12 protein-coding genes are annotated in these 21,244 nt (G+C 66.3%); all 12 read right to left on the bottom strand.

Annotated features, from left to right (window positions below; genetic code table 11):
• Positions 1 to 3: 3 nt before the first annotated feature.
• Positions 4 to 1,374, bottom strand: coding sequence for an exopolysaccharide Pel transporter PelG (gene pelG / locus HWX53_RS23530; RefSeq protein ID WP_175945440.1), 1,371 nt, complete (start codon positions 1,372 to 1,374; stop codon positions 4 to 6).
• Between the two features lie 5 nt (positions 1,375 to 1,379).
• The gene (pelF, locus tag HWX53_RS23525) at positions 1,380 to 2,972 is read right to left on the bottom strand and encodes a GT4 family glycosyltransferase PelF (protein WP_175945438.1); all 1,593 of its coding nucleotides are present in this window, start codon (positions 2,970 to 2,972) and stop codon (positions 1,380 to 1,382) included.
• Positions 2,969 to 4,042, bottom strand: coding sequence for a sugar ABC transporter permease (locus HWX53_RS23520; protein WP_244140233.1), 1,074 nt, complete (start codon positions 4,040 to 4,042; stop codon positions 2,969 to 2,971). Before HWX53_RS23520 ends, pelF begins: the two co-directional genes overlap by 4 nt.
• On the bottom strand, positions 4,029 to 5,498 hold the full coding sequence (locus tag HWX53_RS23515) for a PelD GGDEF domain-containing protein (RefSeq protein ID WP_175945436.1): 1,470 nt from the start codon (positions 5,496 to 5,498) through the stop codon (positions 4,029 to 4,031). The genes HWX53_RS23520 and HWX53_RS23515 overlap by 14 nt, the downstream gene beginning before the upstream one ends.
• A gap of 4 nt (positions 5,499 to 5,502) precedes the next feature.
• Positions 5,503 to 6,048, bottom strand: a complete 546-nt coding sequence (locus HWX53_RS23510) for a penicillin-binding protein activator LpoB (RefSeq protein WP_175945434.1) — start codon at positions 6,046 to 6,048, stop codon at positions 5,503 to 5,505.
• Positions 6,049 to 6,095: 47 nt separating this feature from the next.
• On the bottom strand, positions 6,096 to 10,736 hold the full coding sequence (locus HWX53_RS23505; RefSeq protein ID WP_175945432.1) for a tetratricopeptide repeat protein: 4,641 nt from the start codon (positions 10,734 to 10,736) through the stop codon (positions 6,096 to 6,098).
• The gene (locus HWX53_RS23500; RefSeq protein WP_244140232.1) at positions 10,711 to 13,638 is read right to left on the bottom strand and encodes a bifunctional glycoside hydrolase 114/ polysaccharide deacetylase family protein; all 2,928 of its coding nucleotides are present in this window, start codon (positions 13,636 to 13,638) and stop codon (positions 10,711 to 10,713) included. Before HWX53_RS23500 ends, HWX53_RS23505 begins: the two co-directional genes overlap by 26 nt.
• A 166-nt stretch (positions 13,639 to 13,804) precedes the next feature.
• The gene (locus tag HWX53_RS23495; RefSeq protein WP_244140231.1) at positions 13,805 to 14,188 is read right to left on the bottom strand and encodes a response regulator; all 384 of its coding nucleotides are present in this window, start codon (positions 14,186 to 14,188) and stop codon (positions 13,805 to 13,807) included.
• A 163-nt stretch (positions 14,189 to 14,351) separates the two neighbouring features.
• Positions 14,352 to 14,531, bottom strand: coding sequence for a CsbD family protein (locus HWX53_RS23490; RefSeq protein ID WP_159834173.1), 180 nt, complete (start codon positions 14,529 to 14,531; stop codon positions 14,352 to 14,354).
• Between the two features lie 197 nt (positions 14,532 to 14,728).
• Positions 14,729 to 18,856, bottom strand: a complete 4,128-nt coding sequence (locus tag HWX53_RS23485; protein ID WP_175945426.1) for a chemotaxis protein CheB — start codon at positions 18,854 to 18,856, stop codon at positions 14,729 to 14,731.
• 477 nt (positions 18,857 to 19,333) lie between these two features.
• Positions 19,334 to 19,603: a hypothetical protein gene (locus HWX53_RS23480; RefSeq protein WP_241270138.1), complete on the bottom strand. Its 270-nt coding sequence runs from the start codon at positions 19,601 to 19,603 to the stop codon at positions 19,334 to 19,336.
• Between the two features lie 308 nt (positions 19,604 to 19,911).
• On the bottom strand, positions 19,912 to 21,222 hold the full coding sequence (locus HWX53_RS23475) for an SGNH/GDSL hydrolase family protein (RefSeq protein WP_175945424.1): 1,311 nt from the start codon (positions 21,220 to 21,222) through the stop codon (positions 19,912 to 19,914).
• Positions 21,223 to 21,244 lie beyond the last annotated feature (22 nt).

Below are 21,244 nucleotides of genomic sequence, written 5' to 3'. Positions count from 1 at the left end.
CGCTCACTGAATCATGAAGGTCTCGTATTCCAGCGAATCGAGCTTTCGATCCAGCCAGACGAAACTCGCGAGCACCACGACGAGCAGCGATCCCGCGAATCCGAAGCCGTACCAGCCGGGATTCGCCATGAGCGTCAGTCCCGTCAGCACCACGTTCGACGCGACGAACAATGCGACGAGCGCCAGCACCACGCGCCGCTTGTCCAGATAGAAGAACACGTTGATCACGCCCATGAAGAGCACTTGCAGGCTCGCGGCGATCACATCGACATAAAGCAGCGGCGAATAGAGCGTCGAAATGCGCAGCCAGCTGAGCAGCGTCGCGCTGATCGCGAAAAGCAGCAGCGCGGCCGTCGCTTGCACCTTGACAATCTCGTAGAGCCCATTGCGCAGCGCCTCGACCATGGCGTTGCGCATGCGCTCGATGTGTTGCAACGACGCGCCTTCGCGCACCGCGCCATAGAACGCGTCGTAGTACTCGACGAAATCCGTCTCGATGCGCATCAGAAACACGGCCATGCCGGGAATGATCGCGAGGTAGGCGAGGAACACGGGAATGTCGTAGATGATCGACGCGCGCAGCGGCCCGATGACCGTCTGCCCCGTGCCCGGCGCGTACCAGAACATGAACTTGTCGACCCAGATGCCGAGGTTGTAGAGAAAGCCCGTCGCCATCAGCGTCGGATAGCGGTAACGCCGCGAGAAGAAGTCATACGCGATGAAGCGGTCGCTCGTGTAATCGCGATAAATGAGCGTGAGCAAGCCCGCGAGCAGCACCGTCTGCCCAAACACGAACCCGCCGAGCAGCCCCGTCAGGCCGAACACATTCAGCGTGATCGCCGCGCCCGCCGTCAGCGTATAGCCGATGAAAAACACCCACAGAATCGACATGTACTGCTTCATGCCGGACAGAAAGATGGTCGCGAGCCAGATGTTGCTCATCACGACGAAGCCGGCGAGCATCAGCAGACGGTACGCCGCTGACTGATCGCGAAACAGGAAGACGACCGCGATGCCGCCGAGCAGCGTCGCGGCGACGGTCGAAACGAGCGCCGCGCCGTGATAGTTCGGCAGCACCATGTCGGCGCGTTTCTCGAAGAGGCGGTCGGAGGTGAAGCGTGTAAAGCCGAGTTGCAGCGGCCCGGTCAGCACGAGCGACAGCGAAATGAGGTACGTCACCGAGACCTGGAACTGCGTGATGAGTCCGGTCGGCAGCACGAACGGCAGGCTCAGAATGCCGATCAGCAGCATGCCGATGATCGACAGAATCCACGGTCCCGCGCTGATGAGGCCCGCGTAGGCATACGCCTGCATCAGCCCGACGAGCGTGTCGCGCCGAAGCATCTTGCGCAGTTCGAAGCCGATTCCCGCCATGACGTTTAGGTATCCTTTATTGTTTCGCGCGTAGTTTCGCCGCCGATCAGCCGCTCGTACAGCACGCGATACGCGCCGACCATCCGCTCCTGCGTGTAGAAGCGTTCCACCCGCGCGATGCCTGCCGCCTGCGCCGCGCGCCAGTTGTTCTCGTCGAGCAGATCGAGCGCGGCGTCGGCGAGCGCGCGAGGATCGGCAATCTGCACGACGCGGCCCGCTGCGCCGAGCGCCGCGTCTTCGCCGGGCAGGCCGTAGATCAGTTGTCGGCAGGAGCCCACATCGGTCGTCACCGAAGGCACGCCCGCCGCGAAGCCTTCGAGCACCACGAGCGGCAGCGCCTCGGAAATGGAACTGAGCACCAGCACGCCGCATTTCGGGAGCAGTTCTTCGATCTTCTGGAAGCCGAGAAACTTCACCTTGCCTTCGAGCCCGAGACTGTCGACGAGACTGCGGCATTCCTTCGCGTATTCGACGTCCTCGTCTTCCGGTCCGGCGATCCACGCCTCCGCGAGCGGTTCCTTGCGCACCACGGTCAGCATCGCCCGAATGAAGGTCTTGATGTCCTTGATCGGCACCACGCGCCCGATCAGGCACAGCGTCTTCGGCACGCCCGGCGCGCGCTTTTCGCGCAGCGGCGCGAGTCGCGGCAGGTTCACGCCGTTCGGGATGCTCGCGGTCCTTTGCGCGGGTGCGCCGTCGGCCACTTGCCGCTGGCGATTGCCCTCGTAGAGCGCGATGATGTCCTCCGCCGCGTCGTAGCACACGCGCCCGAGCGTTTCGAAAAAGCGCACCCACAGATCGCGGAAATAGCCGACTTGCGACACGTCGCGCTCGAAGATGCTGCGGTTGTCGCGTATCCACTGGCTCTGGAACAGGTCGATCTTGCGTTCCTTCGTATAGATGCCGTGCTCCGACACGAGCAACGGCCGGCCCGTGCGATAGTGCGCGAGCGCGCCGAGAAAGCCCGCATAGCCGGTGGACACCGTGTGATAGACGCCCGCATCCGGCAGACCGTCGGCGATGCGCGCGAGCAGCCACAGCGGCTTGTGCATCACGCGCACGGTCCAGAAATAATCGACGAACGAAGGATCGGTGCATCGCTCGCGATACTGCTCCGTCACGTAGTTCCACGCCTCGCGCGAGTAGAGGAACTCGCTCTCGGAGAGACGGCCGTCCGGCGCGAGGTCTTTGAGCATGTCGCGCAGCATGGAGCCGGCCGCGGCGCGTATCGCGGGATTGCGCATGGCTTCGTGCAGTTGCGCCGATTGCGCGAAGGCCGCCCGATCGCCGCGGCGCTTCGCCACTTCGGGGTTCGCGGCGAAGTCGTAGAGAAAGTGATTCTCCTGATGCACGACGTTCTCCGGCAGCGCATACGAAGCCTTCGGATAATCCTGCGGACGGCTGCCGAGAAAGCACAGCGCAAAGCTCAGGTCCGGAAACGCGCGGATCATCTGATTGACCCAGCTCGACACGCCACCGCTCACATACGGGAACGTGCCTTCGAGCAGCAGCACGACGTCGGCGCGCGGGGCCTTTGGCAGCGTCGTCGTCAACGCGGGCCACGATGTTGGCGGAATATCGGCGATGTTTGCGTTCATGAGGCGCCTTTGCGCAGCGTGGCGAGCGAGCCGCGCCAGTAATCGAGTACGGGCTTCATGACGGGCAAGACCGCGGACGGGCTCATCTGTCCGAGAAGCGTCTTGACGCGGGCGAAGTCGCCGCGCAGATACGCGGCTTCGGCCAGATAAGGCAGCATGCGGTCGCGCGCGAAGCCGTGTTGAATCGCGCGTTCGAGCAGCATGTCGGCGGCGTCGAGATCGCCGCGATCGAGCGCGAGCCGTCCGCGCATGCGCCACAGCGCCGCGTCCGCCGGTTCGATATCGAGCGCGGCGGCGGCGTAGGCATCGGCCTGCTCCGCCGCGTTGCGATACACGTCGCCCTGCACGAGATGCGCGTAGATCAGTTCGCCGTACAGTTCGGCGAGCGTCTTGTTCACTTCGTAACGCTCGCGCGGCGTGAGCGGTTCAGACAGGCGAGGGCGTTGGGCGAGAATGCGCTGCGTGAGGCGCTTCTCCTGGCTGTCGAGCATGCCGTAGGCGAGCAGGCGAATATCGTCGAGCGGATCGGCGAGCATGCCGCGCAACAGCGGACTGATGGTGTGCGCGGGCATCGACTGCATGGCGAGCAGCGCCGTCATGCGAAGCGACGTCGCTGCTTCCGCGTTCTGCAACTCGGCCTTGAGGCGCGCGCCGCGTCCGTACGACACATGCGGAATCAGATGCGTCGCGAACTCCGGCTCCTCGATATAGGCGATGCCTTTCGCCGTCACGCGGCGCGGCAACGCGAGCGCGAGCACCATCGCGCCGACGGAAACCAGCGCGCCGCCCACCGGCACCGCGAACACGAAGAGCCACAGATAGCACCACGCGCCCTTCGAGCGATAGCGCGCGGGCAGCGTCCGCCAGCACGCGAACGCGAGGAGCGTGGCCGCCACGGCCTGCGCGGCGAGACAGGTGAGCAGCACGCGCGTCGGCGGCCCGTCGCGCGAGGCCAGCACGAACATGCCGATCTGCACCGCGACGCCGAGCAGCGCGGCGAGCCACGCGAGCCACGCCAGCCACGCCAGCCACGCCGTCGCGCGATGGATAGGGCGTTCACGCGTCGGCATGACACAGCCTCAGGAACTGATGCAGCGCGTCGATCGGCGAATCGGCGGAAAGACGCATCGAATGCGTCGCGACGCCGGCCGATTCAAAGTCCGCGCCGAACTGCGCGCGCAGGTTTTCTTCGATGCGCAGCAGATAACCCGCGACCGCGCTTTCGCCGGAGAGCGGCATCAGCGTAAGCACGACGCGCTGTGTCGCCGTGAAGATGGGCCATTGCGCATCCAGCGAGCGCCGCAGCCGCAGCACGTGTTCGTGTAGCGAGACGCCGAGCTCGCTCGCGTCGAAGACGAGCGCGACGAGCGACGACTCCACGCCCGTATCGCGCAACAGGCGCACGAGGCGCGCGTAATCCAGCGCGAAGTCGTAAGGACAGCGCGGGAACGCCTGCAACACCGAACGGCTGATCTCGGCGTGGCGCACGCTGTCCGCGTAGTAGCCGCCGAGCACGAGCAGGAACTGAAGGTTGTCGCGGGTCATCGCGAGAAACGGCATGCGCTCGACGACGAGCAGCGCGACGTGCCGGCCGCCTGCATCGAGGAGCGGCGCGACGGCGCGGTAGCGTGTGTTCGCTTCCGCGCCCGCGCCACCCGCCGCGCCACCCGATATCCCGCGCGACTCCGGATGCGTGAGCGCGAGCGTTTCGCGCGCCTCGGCGACGAGCGGATCGGCGAGATCGAGCGTGAACGGTTCGCCGACGCTCGCGATGGGCGTCGTCTGCACCGTGTTGCCGTTCCAGACGAAGAGGCTCGCGGTTTCCAGCTGACACGCCTGCGCGGCCGTCTTCAGAAAGCGCGACGCGCCGATGAGCGGGCCGTCGTCCTCGTCGTTGAGCGCGAGCGTGCGCAGGCGGGCGAGCGAATCGCGCAGCGTGGCCGGGCGCGCGAGCACGTCCTGTTCGAGCCGTTCATGCGACAGGCGCAGCAGGAACTGGTTCTTCGTGAGAATGGAAAGACGCTCGGCGAGATAGTCGTTGGCGATGCGCGCCTGCCGCTGACGGCCGATCCAGATATCGGCGAACTGGCCGCATAGGAGCGTCAGCACGAATCCGCCGAAGAAGAAGCTGCCGGGAAATGCCGCGTGCGGGCGAGGCGGGCCGGCCGCGTCCGACACATACCACGCGAGCAGCAGCATGAGCGCGCTCGCCATGCCGGCGAGCGTGCCGTAGCGCAGCGCGAAGACGACCGGCAGGAGCCACACCCAGCCGAAGCCCGTGCGCAACAGCAGCGGATCGGCGGGATCGACCAGCCAGCAGATGCCCGCCATGACGACGGTCGCGACGGCCACTTCCATCGCGATGAACGCCGCCCGCCTGCCCGAAATGCCCGAAGGCGCGATGACGCGCGCCCACGGCATGTCGCGCGAGACCGACTGCCCGCTTTGTGCCGCGCGTTGCCGTCGCGGGCGCGCCGCGCCGCCCGGCTTGGCCGATGCCTGCGGTTTGCCGTCCACGGTACCCATGGCGCTACTTCGTCAGCGCGCCGAGCAGCTCTTTTTCGAGCTTCTGCGCCACGCCCGAGAGCGCGTCGCGGCTCCATCCGGTGCGGCTGCCAGCGGCGCTCCAGACGACCTTGCCGCTTGCGACATCGACGACATCGAAGGTCAGGCCCACGGCGGGCTCGCCATCCACGCCGACCTTGTAGCGCCATTCCGTCACCGTGCCGGTCAGCGCATAGCGCACGTTCTGCGAGCGCGCCCACGCGAGCGCCTTCGTGTCGATGCCGGGCTTCGCGGTATCGAAGAGCGTTTCCTCGTCGCCGCTATCCGGATAGCGCGTGAGCGCCACGCCGCCCGATGTCAGCAGACTCTGCGCGATGGCCGACGCGCGCAGTCCCGCCTGCGGCGTTTCCGTGCGATTGGTGATCGGCAGCACGGTCCAGCTCGCGTTCTTGTCGAGCGCGGCGCTGGCGTTGTCGCTGCGATCCACCACCGCGCAGGCGTTCAACGCGAGCGCGACCCACACGCTGCGCAAGAGGCCCGCCCATCGTTCGAATTGTCGTGTCGTTTTCATGTGTGCTCCGCTTGCCTCGTTTTTCGATGCCCGTGACGCGACCGCGGCTAATACAGCCAGCGATAGCGCACGCCGTACTCCGTGAAAGCCTGCGTGCGGCCGGACGTGACGCCGGCGTGCTCGTAATACATGGTCGCCTGATCGTTGCCGAAGACGCTGCCCGCCAGTCCCACGCGCACCTGGGCCGTCCAGCCCTGATTCGAATCGTGGATCGGCCCGGCGGCGAAGAACGGCCGCCACGCGCGCGTGTAGCCTTCTTCCAGATCGTCGCCGAACGAGAACAGCAGGCCTTCCTGCGTGAAGGTCTGCGGCATGAACTGCTGCGCGATGAGCGGCGCGCCCGCCGGCAACAGACGCGCGAGTTGTCCGCCCGGATTGCCCGACGCGCTGTACTGCCCGTGCGTGAGCACGGCGCGAACGGTGTAGTCCGGATAATCGACGCGCAGCTTGTAGCCCGCGTTGAAGTCCGCGACGGCGCCCGTGCCGAGGAACGACTTGTCCTGTCCGTAGAAACGCGCATATTCCACGCGCCCGCCCGCGAACACATGCGGGTCCGGCCGATAGTTCACGCCCACGCTCGCCAGATGCTTCACGCCGCCGACGATCAGCTGGCTCGTTTCGGTCGCCATCTGATTGAAGCCGAGCGCGTAGTTGAAGCTCAGGTTCTGCTGCTCGAAAAGCGTGCCGTCGAGGCGGAAGGTGGTGAAGTCGTCGAGCGCGTTGCGCCGGCCGACTCTCACGCGCTCGGTGTCGTCGAGGCCGAGATGCCGCCACGCGAGCGACAACTGGCGGTCGTGGCGCGGCACGTTCGGCAATGACGCGTCGCCGTGCTGATTGCGCTCGGCGTAATCGAGCGCGAGCGATTGCGTCGGCGACAGCCGCAAGCCCGCGCCGATGCCCGCCTCCGTGTACGACAGCCCGCCTTGCTCCACCACGCGAAAACGCGGTGCGATGGCCTGCGCGTTGCGCAGCAACTGCTCGCGCAGAATCTGATTGACGATTTCGTCGTCGGGCAGCGCGAACTGCTGCTCGTATGCATGCGTCTGCACGTCGCCGAAACGTCCGGTCGTCGCTTCGGCGTCGAGGCGGTTCTGGCGTGGAATCCAGTCGGCTTCGGTATCGAGCAGGCGATTCAGCGTCGCGCGGTCGTGCTCGGCGAGCGCGATGGTCACTTCCGCATACACGGGACGCGTCGCGCTGTCGATGTACTGGCGCAGCAGCCAGAGGCTTTCGGCGTCGTAGGCGTCGTGCGATTGCAGCCAGCCGAGCGCGGCCTCGCGCGCCACCGCCGAGTAGACGCGCCGCCGCTTGTCTTCGCGATGCGCGACGCTTTGCATCGCGTCGTCGGTGGAGGCGAACGGCGGTTGCGCAGGTTCGTCGTCCGCATGGTCGCCGCCATCGGCGCGCAGCAGCTCGATCAGCACTTGCCGCGATGCGTCGCCGCCCGCGAACTGGTCCGTGAGGCCGACCATGCGCGCGCGCAGGTCTTCGCGCTGCTCGTCGTCGAGCGTTACAGGCTGCTTGCCCGCCGCGCGCTGCGCCATCTGCTTTTTCCACACGGCGTTGCGCACGCGCCAGGCATCGTCGATGCGGCCGTTCAGTTCCAGCGCGTCCGCATAGCCGAGCGCCCACAGCGGGTCGTCGCGGCGCGAGGCGGCTTCCTTGTGCATCATGGAGAGCGCGCCGCGCGCGTCGCCCAGGCGCAGATACGACGCCGCGTACGGCGCCCAGAGCGTGCTGTCGCGTTCGGCATCGCGGGCGTGGCGGGCGAGCGTCGCGCGCAGTTCCGCGTTGCTGCCGCGTTCGTTGAGCGCCCAGATGAGCGCGGCGCGGGCCTCGTCGTCGCCCGGAGCAAGCGCCGCGGCAGCGCGCGTGTCGACGAGCGCGCCGTCGGGATCGCCCGCGCGACGCAGGTATTGCGCGCGAGCGAGCAAGAAGCGCGGCGAGCGCTCGGCTGCGGCAAGCGAGGCCGGATCGAGCGAGGCGAGCAACGCGCGGATGCGGCCCGTCGCGCGCGCCCGCAGATAGTCGTAGACGGCAAGTTCGAGCAGGCGCTCGCTGCCCGTCTTGCGATACGCGAACTCCGCGATGCGTCCCGCTTCGAGCGGCTGATTGTCGTAGAGCGACACCATCGCGGAGAGATCGTCGGGCGTCGCGACGCCCGCTTGCACGAGCTTGCCGTAGCCTTCGCGCGCCTTGCCGTCCTGCTGATCGACGGTCGCAAGCATCGCGTAGAAGCGCCAGAAGTCGGCATCCGATGCAGGGGCGCGGCTCTTGGCCGAATCGAGCACGGCGAGCGAGCGGTCGAACTGCGTGCGCGTGTAGTACATCAGGCTCAGTTTCAGCGCGTACGCCGAATCGGGTCCGAACTCGCGCATCAGGCGCTCGTAGGTGGCGATGGCGAGGTCGTCGTCGCCCTTTCGTTCGGCGAGCCGGGCGTAGCGCTCCAGCACCGGCCGGCGATAGGCGCCGTTGGCGCGGGCTTGCAAGAAGCGCAGGGCGGCGTCGGGATCGGCCTGCGCTTCGTACGCGCTCACCACGCGGTCGAGCTGCTTCATGTCGCCCGGCGCGCGGTCCGATTCGTGGATGGCGGCGGCGAGCATCGCGTCGTTGTCTCCGAGCGCGGGGGCGAGGCGCTGGACCTGCTTCCAGTCGCGCTCGTCGTTGCGCGCGCGGGCGAGCGCGAGATAGTTGGCGAGCGCGACATCGGGCGCGTGATTCCACTCGGCGACCTGCGCGAGCCGCTCGCGCCATTCGGTCGATGCCGGGTCGCGCTTCACTGCGTCCTGCGCGACGCGCTGGGCGCTAGCGAGATCGCCGTTGGCCAGGAAGACTTTGAAGCCGAGTTCGTAGTCCGATGCTTCGATGGGCGCGGACGGTTCCTGATTCGCCACGCGGAGGATCGCGAAGCGGTCGCGGGCGCGGAGGACGGCGGGGATCGCGTGGGCGCGGCCGGTCATGCAGGCGCGTGTGCAGAGGACGGTGCTGAGCTTTGTTGCGTTCGTCGCAGGCGCTTCGCTCGCCACGTCGCTCGCGCGCAAGGCGCTCGCTTCGTTGGCCGCGTTCCCCACAGTCGCCGCGTTCAGCACGCTTCGCGCGTGCGCTGCGCTCACTGCGGGCGAAGCGTGCACCGCAAAGACTGCATTTTGCATGCTCTTCGCGTTCGCTGCGCTCGCTGCGTTTCTCGCGCTCGTCGCCCTAGCCACGCTACCGGCGCTCACCGCGCTTCTCGGGCTTCTTGCCTCCGCCGCGCTGACCACGCTCGCTTCGTTGGCCGCGTTCCCCACAGTCCCCGCGTTCAGCACGCTTCCCGCGTCCGCTGCGCCCACTGCTGGCGAAGCGTTCACCGCAAAGACTGCATGCTGCATGCTCTTCGCGGTCGCCGCGCTCGCTGCGTTTCTCGCGCTTGTCGCCCTAGCCACGCTACCGGCGCTCATCGCGCTTTTCGCGCTCCTTGCGTCCGCCGCGCCGACCACGCTCGCCTCGCTGGCCGCGTTCCCCACAGTTCCCACATTCAGCACGCTTCCTGCGTGCGCTGCGCCCACTGCGAGCGAAGCGTTCACCGCAAAGACTGCATTTTGCATGCTCTTCGCATTCGCTGCGTTTGCTGGGCTGGCTGGGTTTCTCGCGCTTGTCGCATCGGCCGCGTTCAGCCCGCTTCCCGCGTCCCCCGGACTTACCACGAGCAGAGCGTTCCCTGCGATCGCTGTATTTCCCACGCTCGCCCCGTTCCGCAGGTTCCGCACGTTCAGCGCGCCCTCGGCCAACCGCACAGCCTCGCGCCCCCCACGCCACCCCGCGAGCCTCGACGCCCCGTCGCGCCGCTCGCCCGACGACATGTCGAGCAGGCGTCGCGCGTAGCGGTCCGCGATATCCGGCCGGCCCGCCGAGAGCGCGAGCCGCGTCAGATAGCGCAGCGTCTCGCGGTCGCGCGCGAGCGAACCGAGATGCGCGTCGGCGGCGGCTAACGCATCGGCGGGACGGTTGGCCGACTGCAACGCCTGCAACGCGGACAGGTATAGGCGTCGCTCGTCCTCGCGCGTCGCGGCGTGAGCCTGCGCCGCGAAGAACGCATCGGCGGCACCGGCGTAGTCGCCCGCGGCGAGCTTCAGTCGCGCGCCCTCAGCGAGCCAGCGCGGCGCCTGCGCCGGCTCCATCCGCGCGAGCCGCTCGTAGTAGCGCCCGGCGAGCGCGCTGTCGTTCAACGCGCGCGCCTTCTTCGCGAAGGTTTGCATCTGCGCCGCATCCCACGGCTTGTCGAGCGCCTCGGCGAGCAGGGCATCGAGTTCGGCAAGCCGCGCCGCGCGCGCCGGATCGCCCGGCTTCAGCGCATAAGCCTGCGCCTCGGCGAGGTCGATGCGCGTGCGCAGCGCGCTCGACTGCGCCTGCGGATCGGACGAAACGGACAGGCGGCGCAGCATCTTCTGCGCGTCCGCGATGCGCTGCGCTTTCAGATACTCCTGCGTCAGCTCGGTCAGGACTTCGGCGTTGTTCGGCTCGATGCGCAGCCACGCTTCGAGATAAGCGACGGTCAGCGTATCGACCTGACGGCCTTCGAGCAGCCGCTCTTCCAGCCGCTCGCGAGGAAACGCGAGCACGAGCACGAGCCCGACCAGCAGCCCGAAAGCCGCGACGACGAACGGCGAGAAGAGCCGCTGGCGGTCAGGTTGCGCAGACGACATCGACATGAACGGAATTCGTTGCGTGAGCGGAGCCGGACGGCGAATACACGCGCCGTCCCTGCGCCATGCCAGGCGCGAGCGGGCGGCCATCCGCCTTCACCATGCAAGCGTTCGCGTGCGCCTCGCCGCCGATGGCGAAGCGCGGCGCGGCGTGCGACGCGAGATCGAACGAGAAGCCTCGCGGCGTGCGCGCGAAGTGATCGATCACGCCGTTGGCTTCCGCGAGATACGGCAGCTTCGCGGCGCGCGCGGCATCGATCACGCGAAAGCGGGCGTCGGCGCCCGTCAGATGCACATACACGCCGCCCGGCCCCGGCAAATAGCCCGCCACCCCCTCGGCGCTTGCGAGATCGGGCGCGCGTCCTTCGGGCAGCCGCACGGTCCGCAGCGCGCCGCTGCCGTGGATGCGCCAGAAGTCGCCATCGCGCGAAATATCCATGCGCTCGAAGTCCAGCACCTTTTGCGCGTATTCGGAGACGTAGACGGGCATGAGCGGTTGCGTCGACAGCGTGCGATACACGTCCGACAACGCCTTCACCGACGCGTACTTGGTGCCCGAGAACATGTGGTAGTAGACATCGACCGGCTTGAAGCGGATGGGGCGCTCGGTCATGTCGAACGTTTCCAGCACGCGTTGGTAACCGTAGTACGGACCCTGCCAGAGCGCGGTGTACGCCTCCTCGTTCTGATTCGGCGCGAACACCTGAAAGAAGCCGTTCTTGTCCACGCCGAGCGGCGCAATGGCGGCCCAGCTCGGATAGCGTTTCGTGATGAGCGTGTCCCCGCCGTTCATGTTGTAGACGCCCGCGTTGTCCGCCGCCGCGATGACCGGCGCGGGCACCTGACAGTCGCCGCTCCACAGCAGCACTTTCACGCGCTTGCCGGCGGGCGCGAGCCGGTCGATATAGCGGATCGACCCGCCGATCTCGCGGTCGGTGTCGTACCGGTAGCCGGGAATGTCGATGGACAGGCCGTTGTAGTTCGCGCGGCTGCCGCCCTCGGCCGTGTCGGTGTCGCCGCCGGACTTGCCGAGGCCGGTCACGCGCATCCACTGCAACGGATGCGTGTACGTGTGGCTCGCCATCTCGACGTTCGGCAGCGCGAAGATGTCCCGCGCGATCGCGCGCAGGCGCGGCGCATCCTTCGGATACGGGCCGTCGTCGGAGATCTCGCCTTCGATGACGGACACGGTCGTTGGCAGGCCGAACTGACGGATGACCTTGTAGAGCGCGTCGCCGGAATACTGCGGCGGGGCGGATGTCGAGACCTTCATCGGCCCGCCGTTCACGTCGAATTCGGCGCGCGAGGCGAGGCCGTCGCCGTCGATATGCGTCATCAGAAGACGCCGGCCGTTCTCCGTCGTGGGATCGGGCGCGGGCATGTCGTCGGGCAGGCGCAGCGCCGCGCGAAAGAAGCGTATCGGTTGCAGCACCCAGCGCGCTTCGTTTGCCATCCGCATGTCGAAGACGGCGAACGGGCGCATCGCGTAGCCGCCCCACGGCATGATCGCGGCGGCGTCGATCGCGAAGTCGTTGCCCGCATCCGCCGATGCGAGCCTGAGCAGCGAATGGCTGCGCGGGCCGGCGCGCACGTTGGTCGTATCGTGCGGATCGGGCTGCGGCTTCATCTCGAAGCCCATCATCGACGTGTCCATCGACTCGACGCGCAAACGATTGCCCGGCCGGCCCGCGACGGGCACGAGATCGAGCTTTTGCGCGAGATCGCCCTGAATGTCGATGCCGAATGTCGTCAGCATCGCGACGGGCACGTGATGATCGACCTGCGTTTCGAGCCAGTCGTGAAACGCCGCGCGATCCGGCGCGGGCGAGTCCAGCCACATGACGATGCCCGCGTACCGGCTCGACAAGTCCCCCTCGGGCAGCGGCTTTGCGATATCCGCGAACTCGACGCGGTAGCCGAGCCAGTTGAGCGGCATCGACACGTAACGCACGCCGGCGGTCACATTGAGGCTCGCGCCGGGCTGCACGTTCTGCACGACGAGGATCGTGCGCGGCAAGTCGCGCCGGGCGGCGGCATCGGATGCGGACAGCGGCGCGGCGCTTTCGCTCGCCGCCGATGCCGCGCGTGCCGGGCCGGTTCCCACGGTCTGCAAAGCGCCGTCGGTGACATACGGAATGATGCCCTGCGCGCTGATCTCGTGGATCGCGTCGTTCGTGCAGGCGCGGTCCGCAGGCGGGCAGTAGTCGATGGAGAGCACCGGCAGGCCGTAGCGCTCGCGCAATGTCTGGGCTTGCGCCAGCAGCCAGTCGCGGTCCGCTTCGGGCACCGCGACATAACGCTTCTTCGCCTGATTCCATCCGCGATACAGCGATTCGAACGCGACCGCATAGGCCAGATCGTGCACATCGGGCATCAGTTCGAAGCCGCGGTTGAAGATGAGCCGCGCCTCGGGATAACGCGCCTTCAGCGTGCGAATGACGGCGACGAGTCCGGCTTGCTGGCGGGCACGCTCGTCGTCGGTCGTGGCGATCGTCTGATACGAGTCCAGCGTATCGAGAAAAAAGCCGCGATAGCCCATGTCCCACAACGGCGCGATGACGCGCTCGACGAAGAACTGCGGCCATCCGGGCGCGGTCTGGTCGATGACGCGCGACGCCCACGCCGCATTGCTGCCCTTGAGCCATGCCGGCGGCATGTCCTTGAAGTAGCTGCGAGAGGGCGTCACCTCGCCGACGCTCACGTAGGCCAGCCACTTTGTCTGGCCGGAAGCCGGCGCGTGCGCGGCGGGATCGAAGCCGCTGTCCGGTTCGACGACGACGTGATCGAACGACGCGAGTTGCCCGACCGGCACCGGCGCGCCATAGAACAATGCGATGGAAGGCGGGGACGTTGCGTCGTCGGCGCGCGCGCAGGCGAACGTCAACGAAGCGGCTACGAGTGCCGCCATCTTGCGCCAGAGGTCGCGTCGCGCATCAACGCCAGGCTCGCGCATTATGCAGGGCAGGGGCCGGCCCGGTCGGCGGCTCCTTCTATTGCAACGGGCTCGGAGTGAATGTGCGTTGGTTTCATATCGCTCGGGCCTTCACGGTCTGCATGGAGTCCTGTTCAACGTGTCACGCGGGCGGCGCGCCGTAAGCGGGATCGGCGCCGCACAAATAACGCAGTAACGGAGCGAGTTTGTCCGCGTCCGTCGGTTTCGCGCAGTAGGCATCGAAACCGGCTTGCCTCGCTGCCTGCAAGTCGCCAGGCGTCGAAAGCGCCGAATGGCCGACTAATATCGGTTGCGCAAGCGTGGTGGATAAGCGCAGATAGGCGGCAACCTGCAATCCCGACAAATCCGGCATCCAGATGTCCAGCAGCACGATATCGGGCCGCCAGCGTTCCGATGCCTCGATGGCCTGCTGGCCACTATAAACGACTTCGGTCGGAAAGCCATCGACGGCGAGCACCATCCCGATGGCGTCGGCCGTATCGACATAGTCGTCGACGACAAGCACGCGAGGCGGCAGCGCGCCATGGCATCGGCGGCATGTCCAGATCGCACACTTGGGAGAAACTTCGAAATCATCGCGCATTACGCCGCGCCCCATATGTGCGAAAGCCGCGTCTGTCCGGCACGCGGCTCGTTGATCAAGCCCGCATGGCTGCGGGACGGGCGTCCTAGCGTTGATCCTTCTTGACGTCTTCCTTCACGTCGCCGTACTGCTTGCGGGCTTCGCCCACGCCCTGCTGCACCTGGCCCTTCACTTCCTGGCTGGTGTCGCCTGTCATGTTGCCAACGGCTTCGTTGACGTTCCCCTTCACCTTCTCGGCTGTACCCTTGACCTGGTCCTTATTCATGGTGTTTCTCCTATCGGTTACGTGGGGGTGACCACGGTTTTGTATGAGCAAGGACCGGGCCTGTTATGCGTGATGCGCGAAAGCCCGTGCAATACGGGCCTCTGGACCGCTGCAGCCGGTGGAAACCAGCGCATTTGACGGCGAAACCGGGCAATTCTTGCAAGCAGGCGCGAGCGTTCGCGCGCGGACCGGGGAGTTTATCGACCGGACCGCAGGCGGTGGACGACATCCGCAAGGGCCTGCAAATTGAACGGCTTCGCAAGACACGCGTCGCATCCGGCCTCTTGCGCGAACGCTTCTTCCTGCGCGACGGGACGGCCCGTCAGCGCCGCAATGGGAATCGCCGCGCACAAAGGCAGTTTTCTGAGCGCGCTGACGAGTTGATAACCGTCCATGTCCGGCAGGCCGACATCCGTGATGACGAGATCGAACTGTGTTTGCGACGCCTTCTGCAACGCATCGTCCGCGTTCGCCGATGAAACGACGACCGCTTCGTACAGCGACAAAAGGTCGGCCATCGCGGTCAGCGACTCTTCCGAGTCCTCTACCAGCAGAATACGCAAGTTCCTGAACACGGAGAGATCGGCGGGCATGTCGCCGGCCTGCCGGTGAGCGAACGAGGCATCGGCGGGAAGCGACACTACGAAGCGCGTTCCGTGTCCTTCGCCATCCGAGAACGCTTCGGCGTTGCCGCCGTGCAGTTGCGCCAGTTGCCGCACGAGCGACAGGCCAATGCCCAGTCCGCCGGGCCGCGCGCGGTAGGGCACGTTGGGCGTCTGCTGGAACATGTCGAAGATGGACGTAATCGCGGCGGGCGCGATGCCGCAGCCGGTGTCCATCACTTGCAGCCGCACGACATCGTCGCGCTGCTCGAGCGTCACGGTGACACAGCCGCCTCGCGGCGTGAACTTGAGCGCGTTGCTCAGGAGATTCCAGGCGATCTGCTCGACGCGGATCGCATCGCCGCGAATCAGAACCGGCGCGTCTGCGAGCGAAAGTCTCAGGTCGATGCCGCCTTCGTCGAAATCGCGCTGCATCGCATCGGTGATGGAGCGGACGATGGCCGCCACGTCGGTCGGCGCGAAGCGCAACGAGAGCTTGCCCGTCTGAATGCGCGAGAAGTCGAGCAGGTCGTCGATGATCTGCGCCTGCGCGAGCACCGACTTCTGAATGGCATCCGAGACGTCCTGAACGCGGCCGATATGACGCGCTTCCGGAATGCGCGCGAGAATCTCGGCCTTCATGTGAATGAGATTGAGCGGATTCTTGAGTTCGTGCGACAACACCGCGATGAACTCGTCCTTCAGGCGGCTCAACTTGCGTATCTCGATGTTGTTCGCGCGCTCCTGCTCGATCACGTTGTCCTTGCGGCCTTCGGCGAGGCGGCGCTGAGTCGCGTCGTGAACGATCTTCGCGTAGCCGGAGAAACCGGACGCCTCGATGCGGCTCAGAAAGCCGCTGCAAAACACAGGCGTGCCGCGTTTCGTGGCGTGCCAGCGTTCGTCTTCGGCGCGCCCGCGCTCGCGCGCCTTCTTGCGTTCGCGCGCGGGCACGCCGTCGGCGATGTCCTCCGGCGTGTAGATCGGGTCCAGATGTTTGCCGACCATCTCCACGCTGTCGAAGCCGAAAATGCGCGTGGCGCCGACGTTCCAGCTCACGATGGTGCCGTCCTCGTCCACCACGATGATCGCGAAGTCATGCGTGCCCTGCGCCGCAAGCCGCAGCTTCTCTTCGCTGACTCGCGCCTGATCCTGGGCGGCCTTTTGTTCGGTGATGTCGATGAGCGCGAGCACCGCGCCGTCGATGCGGTCGTCGTCGGTGCGGTAAGGCAGCACGCGGGCGAGGAGCGTGCGGCCGTCCTTGCTCTTCACTTCTTTCTCCGAACGCTTCAACTGTTCGAACGCCTCGCGAAGATCCTTGAGCATGTCCGGATAGTCGAGCTGATGCGTCAGATGCTCGAGCGGCCGTCCCTGATCCATCGGACGGATGTTGAAGAACGAATCGGCAGGCGCTGTATAGCGCTTGATCCTCAGCGTCCGGTCGACGAACACGGTCGCCACGCCGACGAGCGCGATCAGATTCTGGAGGTCGTCATTGACGCGCGACGATTCCTGAACCTTGGTCATCAATTCGGCGTTGACCGTCAAGAGTTCCTCGTTGAGCGACTGCAATTCCTCCCGGCTCGCTTCGAGCTCTTCAGTCGCTGAACGCAGTTCCTCGTTCATCGCCTGAAGTTCCTCGTTGGACGCTCGCAGTTGCTCGCTCGATGCCTGCTGATGATCCATCGACGTGCGCAGACGTTCTTCGCTTCCCTCGAGCGCCTGTCGCAGCGAGTCCACCGTCTCCACGCCTGTCGGCGCGCGCGGCGTATCCGTCGCGTCGCCGGGCGAGGCGAAGTCGCAGATCACTGACACGAGTTGCTGCCGGTAGGCGAAATCGCGATACGGCCGCAGCGAGAGGTCCGCTTCGATCTCGCCCGCCGCCGTGATGAAGGGAACGGAGAGCTCGTCCTCGCGCTGCTTGCTGGCGATGCAACGCTCTGCCGCCTGCCGCACGCGCTCCTCGGCATCGCGGCGCACGATGTCGAAGACGTTGGTCACGCGCGTGTGCCGGACGTTTTCGGTGAGCGTATCGGCGCGCGCCGAGCGATGCACGATGGCGCCATCGGGGCGCATCACGATGACGGCGGGGCCGAACAGGTCGAGCGCGCGCGCCTGACTGGGCAGACGCGGCACGGCGCGGCGAGCGTCCGACGCATCGTGAAAGAATGTGTGTCCGCCGAACGCGTGGCTTTCGCTTTCTTCCTTGTCGGCGAAAAGCGCGCTCGTGGCCGTGGCGAGCGGCGCGATCGGCCTGTGCCGTGCGCGATAGATGCGCCTTTGCTTGTCGACGGGGCGAAACAGTTCTTCGGCGAAGTCGGCCGATTCGGCGGTGCCCAGAAAGAGGAAGCCTTCATGCGGACGCAACGCATAGAAGAAGGTGTCGAGCACCTGCCTTTGCGCGCGGCGTTCCATGTAGATGAGCACGTTGCGGCACGAAACGAGATCGATGCGTGAGAACGGCGGATCGCGCAAGAGGTTGTGAGCGGCGAAGATCACCGTATCGCGCAGCGACTTCACCAGCCGGTAACGATTGCCGTCCCGCGTGAAATACTGGCTGAGGCGCGCAGGGCTGACATCGTTCTGAATGGCGAGCGGGTAGCTCGCCGACCGGGCGAGCGCAACGGCGCGTTCGTCGATATCGCTTGCATAGACGGTCACCTGAACGCGATGCGGCAAACGGCGCACGGCTTCGTCCAGAAGGATTGCGATCGAGAAAGCCTCTTCGCCCGTCGCGCAGGCCGGAACCCACGCGCGCACCTTATCGCGCCCGCGAAGGTTGTTCATCAGTTCGGGAATGATCGTGTTTTCGAGCGAGGCGAAGGCGTCCGTGTCGCGAAAGAAATGCGTGACGCCGATAAGCAGGTCGGCGAGCAGCTTCGGCGTTTCTTCGCTGTGACGCGCGAGATAGTCGCGATAGGCGGCCGCGGTCGCGAGTCCGTTCACCTGCATGCGTCGCTCGATGCGCCGCACGATCGTGCCGCGCTTGTAACTCGCGAAATCATGGCGCGTGCGGGCACGCACGAGGTCGAGCACATCGTTGATGGCGTCGACCTGCGGGCCGGGCACGCGGGCATCGAGCGCGGGTTCCTCGTCGGACGGCGCGGGCAGCTCGATCTGCTTCGCGTTCAGCGAGAGCGCGAGAACCTTTGGGATGATCTGATCGAGCGGCAAGACGAGGTCCACATCGCCTGTCCCGATCGCGCTGCGCGGCATGTCGCCGTACTCGGCTTCGTCCGGTTGCTGCGCGATGGTGACCCCGCCGCGTTCGCGCACGCGCGAGATGCCCACCGAGCCGTCCCCGCCCGATCCCGACAGCACGACGGCGAATGCGCGCGAGCCGTGCGCGTCGGCGAGGCTGCGGAAGAACACGTCGATGGATGTCGGCGGCGTGCGAGGCAAGTGCGGATCGCTCAGGCGCAACTGGCCGTCGATCATCGAAAGATGCTTGCCGGGCGGGATGACGTAGACCGTGTCGGTTTCGAGAAGAACCGGTTGGTTCACCTGTCGCACGCGCAACGGAGTCACGCGCTGAATGACCTCGTGCGCATGGCTCGCGTGATTCGGCGAGAGATGCAGCACGACCACGAAGGCCACGCCGGGCGACGCGGGCGCCGCCTCGAAAAGCCGCAAAAGCGCCTCGACGCCACCGGCCGAAGCGCCGATTCCCACCACCGAGAAGTCGGGGCCCGAGCTCTTCGGGTGGTCTGCTGCCTTTGCTTCCATTGTGTGGTCTCCGCGCGCCGGGCACAGGCCGGCTTCGCTACTGTGCTATGTATGAGACGGATAAGCAACGACATTGCGCGAAGCGGACGGTGGATGGCGTCGGACTTCAGCGCTTCGCGGTCGGATGCGGTCGGATGCGGTCGACAAGGGGCGTCAGCGGCGGGCGTGCGGTGAACGATGCTCGACGTGATGGCAGATTCTACGTTGTCAAGGGACTGTCTTCGTTATCGTCGTCATGGGGCGCACACGCCGAGGGTCTGTTGATTCGAACGTAGCCGCATGGCCGCTTCGCGCGCTTGTCACCGGTATGAAGGAACGCTGCGCGCGGGAGCCGTCCGCGCATGCCGGCCCGTTCGACGCCGAAATGCGTCGCGTCGAAGTATTCGCAAACTGCGGCTTCCTTTCCGCGACCGGCGCGCAAGTTACCGCGCGCCAGCGCCCAGGACACCGCGTGGGCACGCGGACAGCGGCGTCCGTTTATTGCGTCGTCGTGGCCGAGCCGGTCGAGCCGGTGGACCCGGAGGAGCCGTCGCCCGAGACATTCGCTTTCTTGCTCTTCGAGTGCTTGCGCGTCGCATGCTTGCCCGTGGGGCCGGCCGGCGAGCCAGTTTCACCGTTGCCGTTCGGCGTTCCGACGCCGACGCCGCCCTGGCCCGCGCCGTTGCCGCCCGGCAGGCCGCCGCCCGAGCCTTGCGCGAATGCGCCGCTCGATACGGCCAGCACCAGCGCGGAAAGGAGAATGCTCATCTTTGCCGTCTTCATAAGGTCCTCTCGAGAAATGTTGGTCGACCGCACGCAGTCGATGCGGATCGGTGCCCTGCAGTGCAATTGCTGTGCCGCAGCGGGCGCGGGCCATGATCGTCGCCGATTACGAGGACGATGGCGTGACAGGCCGCAAGCCCGATAGTATGTCGGGCCGCGTGAGTTCTTGCTGAAGGCGGGAGGGGGTGATTGCCGGGAAATCGGGAGAGGCAGCGCTGGCGGCAGATGCCGCACGCCGCGCGATCGTCGCAGTAGCCCGTAAGCCACCGGCGACGATCACGCTTTCCTGCTCGTCAATCGCCTCGATCGCCGCTCCGATCGCCGTTGCCGCGCAACAGCAAGGACAGATCGATGGCGTTGGCCATCGCGACATAGCCGGCGTCGTTCGGATGCAGATGATCGCCGCTGTCGTACACCGCCTGCATGTCGTTGGCATGCGCCGGATCGCGCAGCACGGCATCGAAATCGACCACTGCGTCGAAAGCCCCGCTCGTGCGAATCCAGTGATTCACCGCATGACGGATGGCTTCTTTTTGCGGCGTCCAGTAGCCCTCGTTGGCGGTGCCTTGCAGCGCGTTGCGGAAGGGCGTGAGCGTGCCGCCGATTATTTTGATGCCGCGCAGATGCGTGCGCGCGATGATCTGGCGGTAGCCGTCGATGATCTCTTCCGCGGACACCACGCGCCCGGACGGGTCCAGCGCCGTGTTCGGCCAGCCGATATCGTTGATGCCTTCGAGGAAGATCACCCACTTGACGTCCGACTGACTCAGCACGTCGCGATCGTACCGCGCGAGCGCGCTCACGCCCGCGCCGTCGCTCACCACGCGATTGCCGCTGATGCCTTCGTTCAACACCGCGTAGCCGCGTCGCGGACCCGCGCTATTGAGGCGCGCGGAGAGATTGTCGGGCCAGCGCCGGTTCGCATCGACGGTCGATGCATAGCCGTCCGTGATCGAATCGCCGAAGGTGACGACAGCGGGCGTCGGACGATCCGTATCCGTTAGGATTGCAGATAGAAAGAAACGATTGGTGTACTTGTGAGGAGACGGCTGGTCGGGCGCGGCGGTGTTGTCGCCGCTCGACACATACGCGTTTTGTACGGCGAGTTGATGCACGGTATAGGCGGGCGTGGCGTCGGGCAGGAAGAAGGTGATCGCGACATCAGACAACGGCGCGAGTCGCATGTCGATGGGATCGCTCAGAATCGGCGCGCCCGCATACAGCGTCACCGTGGTCTTGCCGCCGAACGTCAGCGTGCGGTCGGTGTTGGGCGCGATCTTCGCGCCGCCGGCCGATAGCGCGATATGCACCGGTCCCACGGTCACGGGCGCGGTCCCGAACTCGTTTGTGAGTCGCACGCGCACGCGATCGCCGCCGACGCTCACATGCTCGATCTGACGAATGGTCGTCGCGGCGGGGAAGTTCTGCGGCGTCGTGATGTTGTTGTTGCGATCGGGACTGGCGGTCCAGGTTGCGACCCAGCCATCTCGTGCTTCGGCATCCGGTCGGTCCGCCGAAGCCAGTGGCGCGACGAGCATTAACAAGGCCGCAGTGCACGCAGCCAGAGCACCGCAAGAGGTGCGCGCAAAGAATCGGTGTTTCATGTGTCCCTCCGTTTCGTTCGTG

It is taken from the genome of Caballeronia sp. BCC1704, from assembly GCF_902833455.1.
Lineage (GTDB): Bacteria > Pseudomonadota > Gammaproteobacteria > Burkholderiales > Burkholderiaceae > Caballeronia.
This window is presented reverse-complemented; position numbering and strand designations above follow the sequence as displayed.

Bases quoted from the DNA above. Each gene is read 5' to 3' on its own strand.
- pelG (WP_175945440.1), bottom strand. From the start codon at position 1,374: ATGGCGGGAATCGGCTTCGAACTGCGCAAGATGCTTCGGCGCGACACG.
- pelF (WP_175945438.1), bottom strand. From the start codon at position 2,972: ATGAACGCAAACATCGCCGATATTCCGCCAACATCGTGGCCCGCGTTG.
- HWX53_RS23520 (WP_244140233.1), bottom strand. From the start codon at position 4,042: ATGCCGACGCGTGAACGCCCTATCCATCGCGCGACGGCGTGGCTGGCG.
- HWX53_RS23515 (WP_175945436.1), bottom strand. From the start codon at position 5,498: ATGGGTACCGTGGACGGCAAACCGCAGGCATCGGCCAAGCCGGGCGGC.
- HWX53_RS23510 (WP_175945434.1), bottom strand. From the start codon at position 6,048: ATGAAAACGACACGACAATTCGAACGATGGGCGGGCCTCTTGCGCAGC.
- HWX53_RS23505 (WP_175945432.1), bottom strand. From the start codon at position 10,736: ATGTCGATGTCGTCTGCGCAACCTGACCGCCAGCGGCTCTTCTCGCCG.
- HWX53_RS23500 (WP_244140232.1), bottom strand. From the start codon at position 13,638: ATGGCGGCACTCGTAGCCGCTTCGTTGACGTTCGCCTGCGCGCGCGCC.
- HWX53_RS23490 (WP_159834173.1), bottom strand. From the start codon at position 14,531: ATGAATAAGGACCAGGTCAAGGGTACAGCCGAGAAGGTGAAGGGGAAC.
- HWX53_RS23485 (WP_175945426.1), bottom strand. From the start codon at position 18,856: ATGGAAGCAAAGGCAGCAGACCACCCGAAGAGCTCGGGCCCCGACTTC.
- HWX53_RS23480 (WP_241270138.1), bottom strand. From the start codon at position 19,603: ATGAGCATTCTCCTTTCCGCGCTGGTGCTGGCCGTATCGAGCGGCGCA.
- HWX53_RS23475 (WP_175945424.1), bottom strand. From the start codon at position 21,222: ATGAAACACCGATTCTTTGCGCGCACCTCTTGCGGTGCTCTGGCTGCG.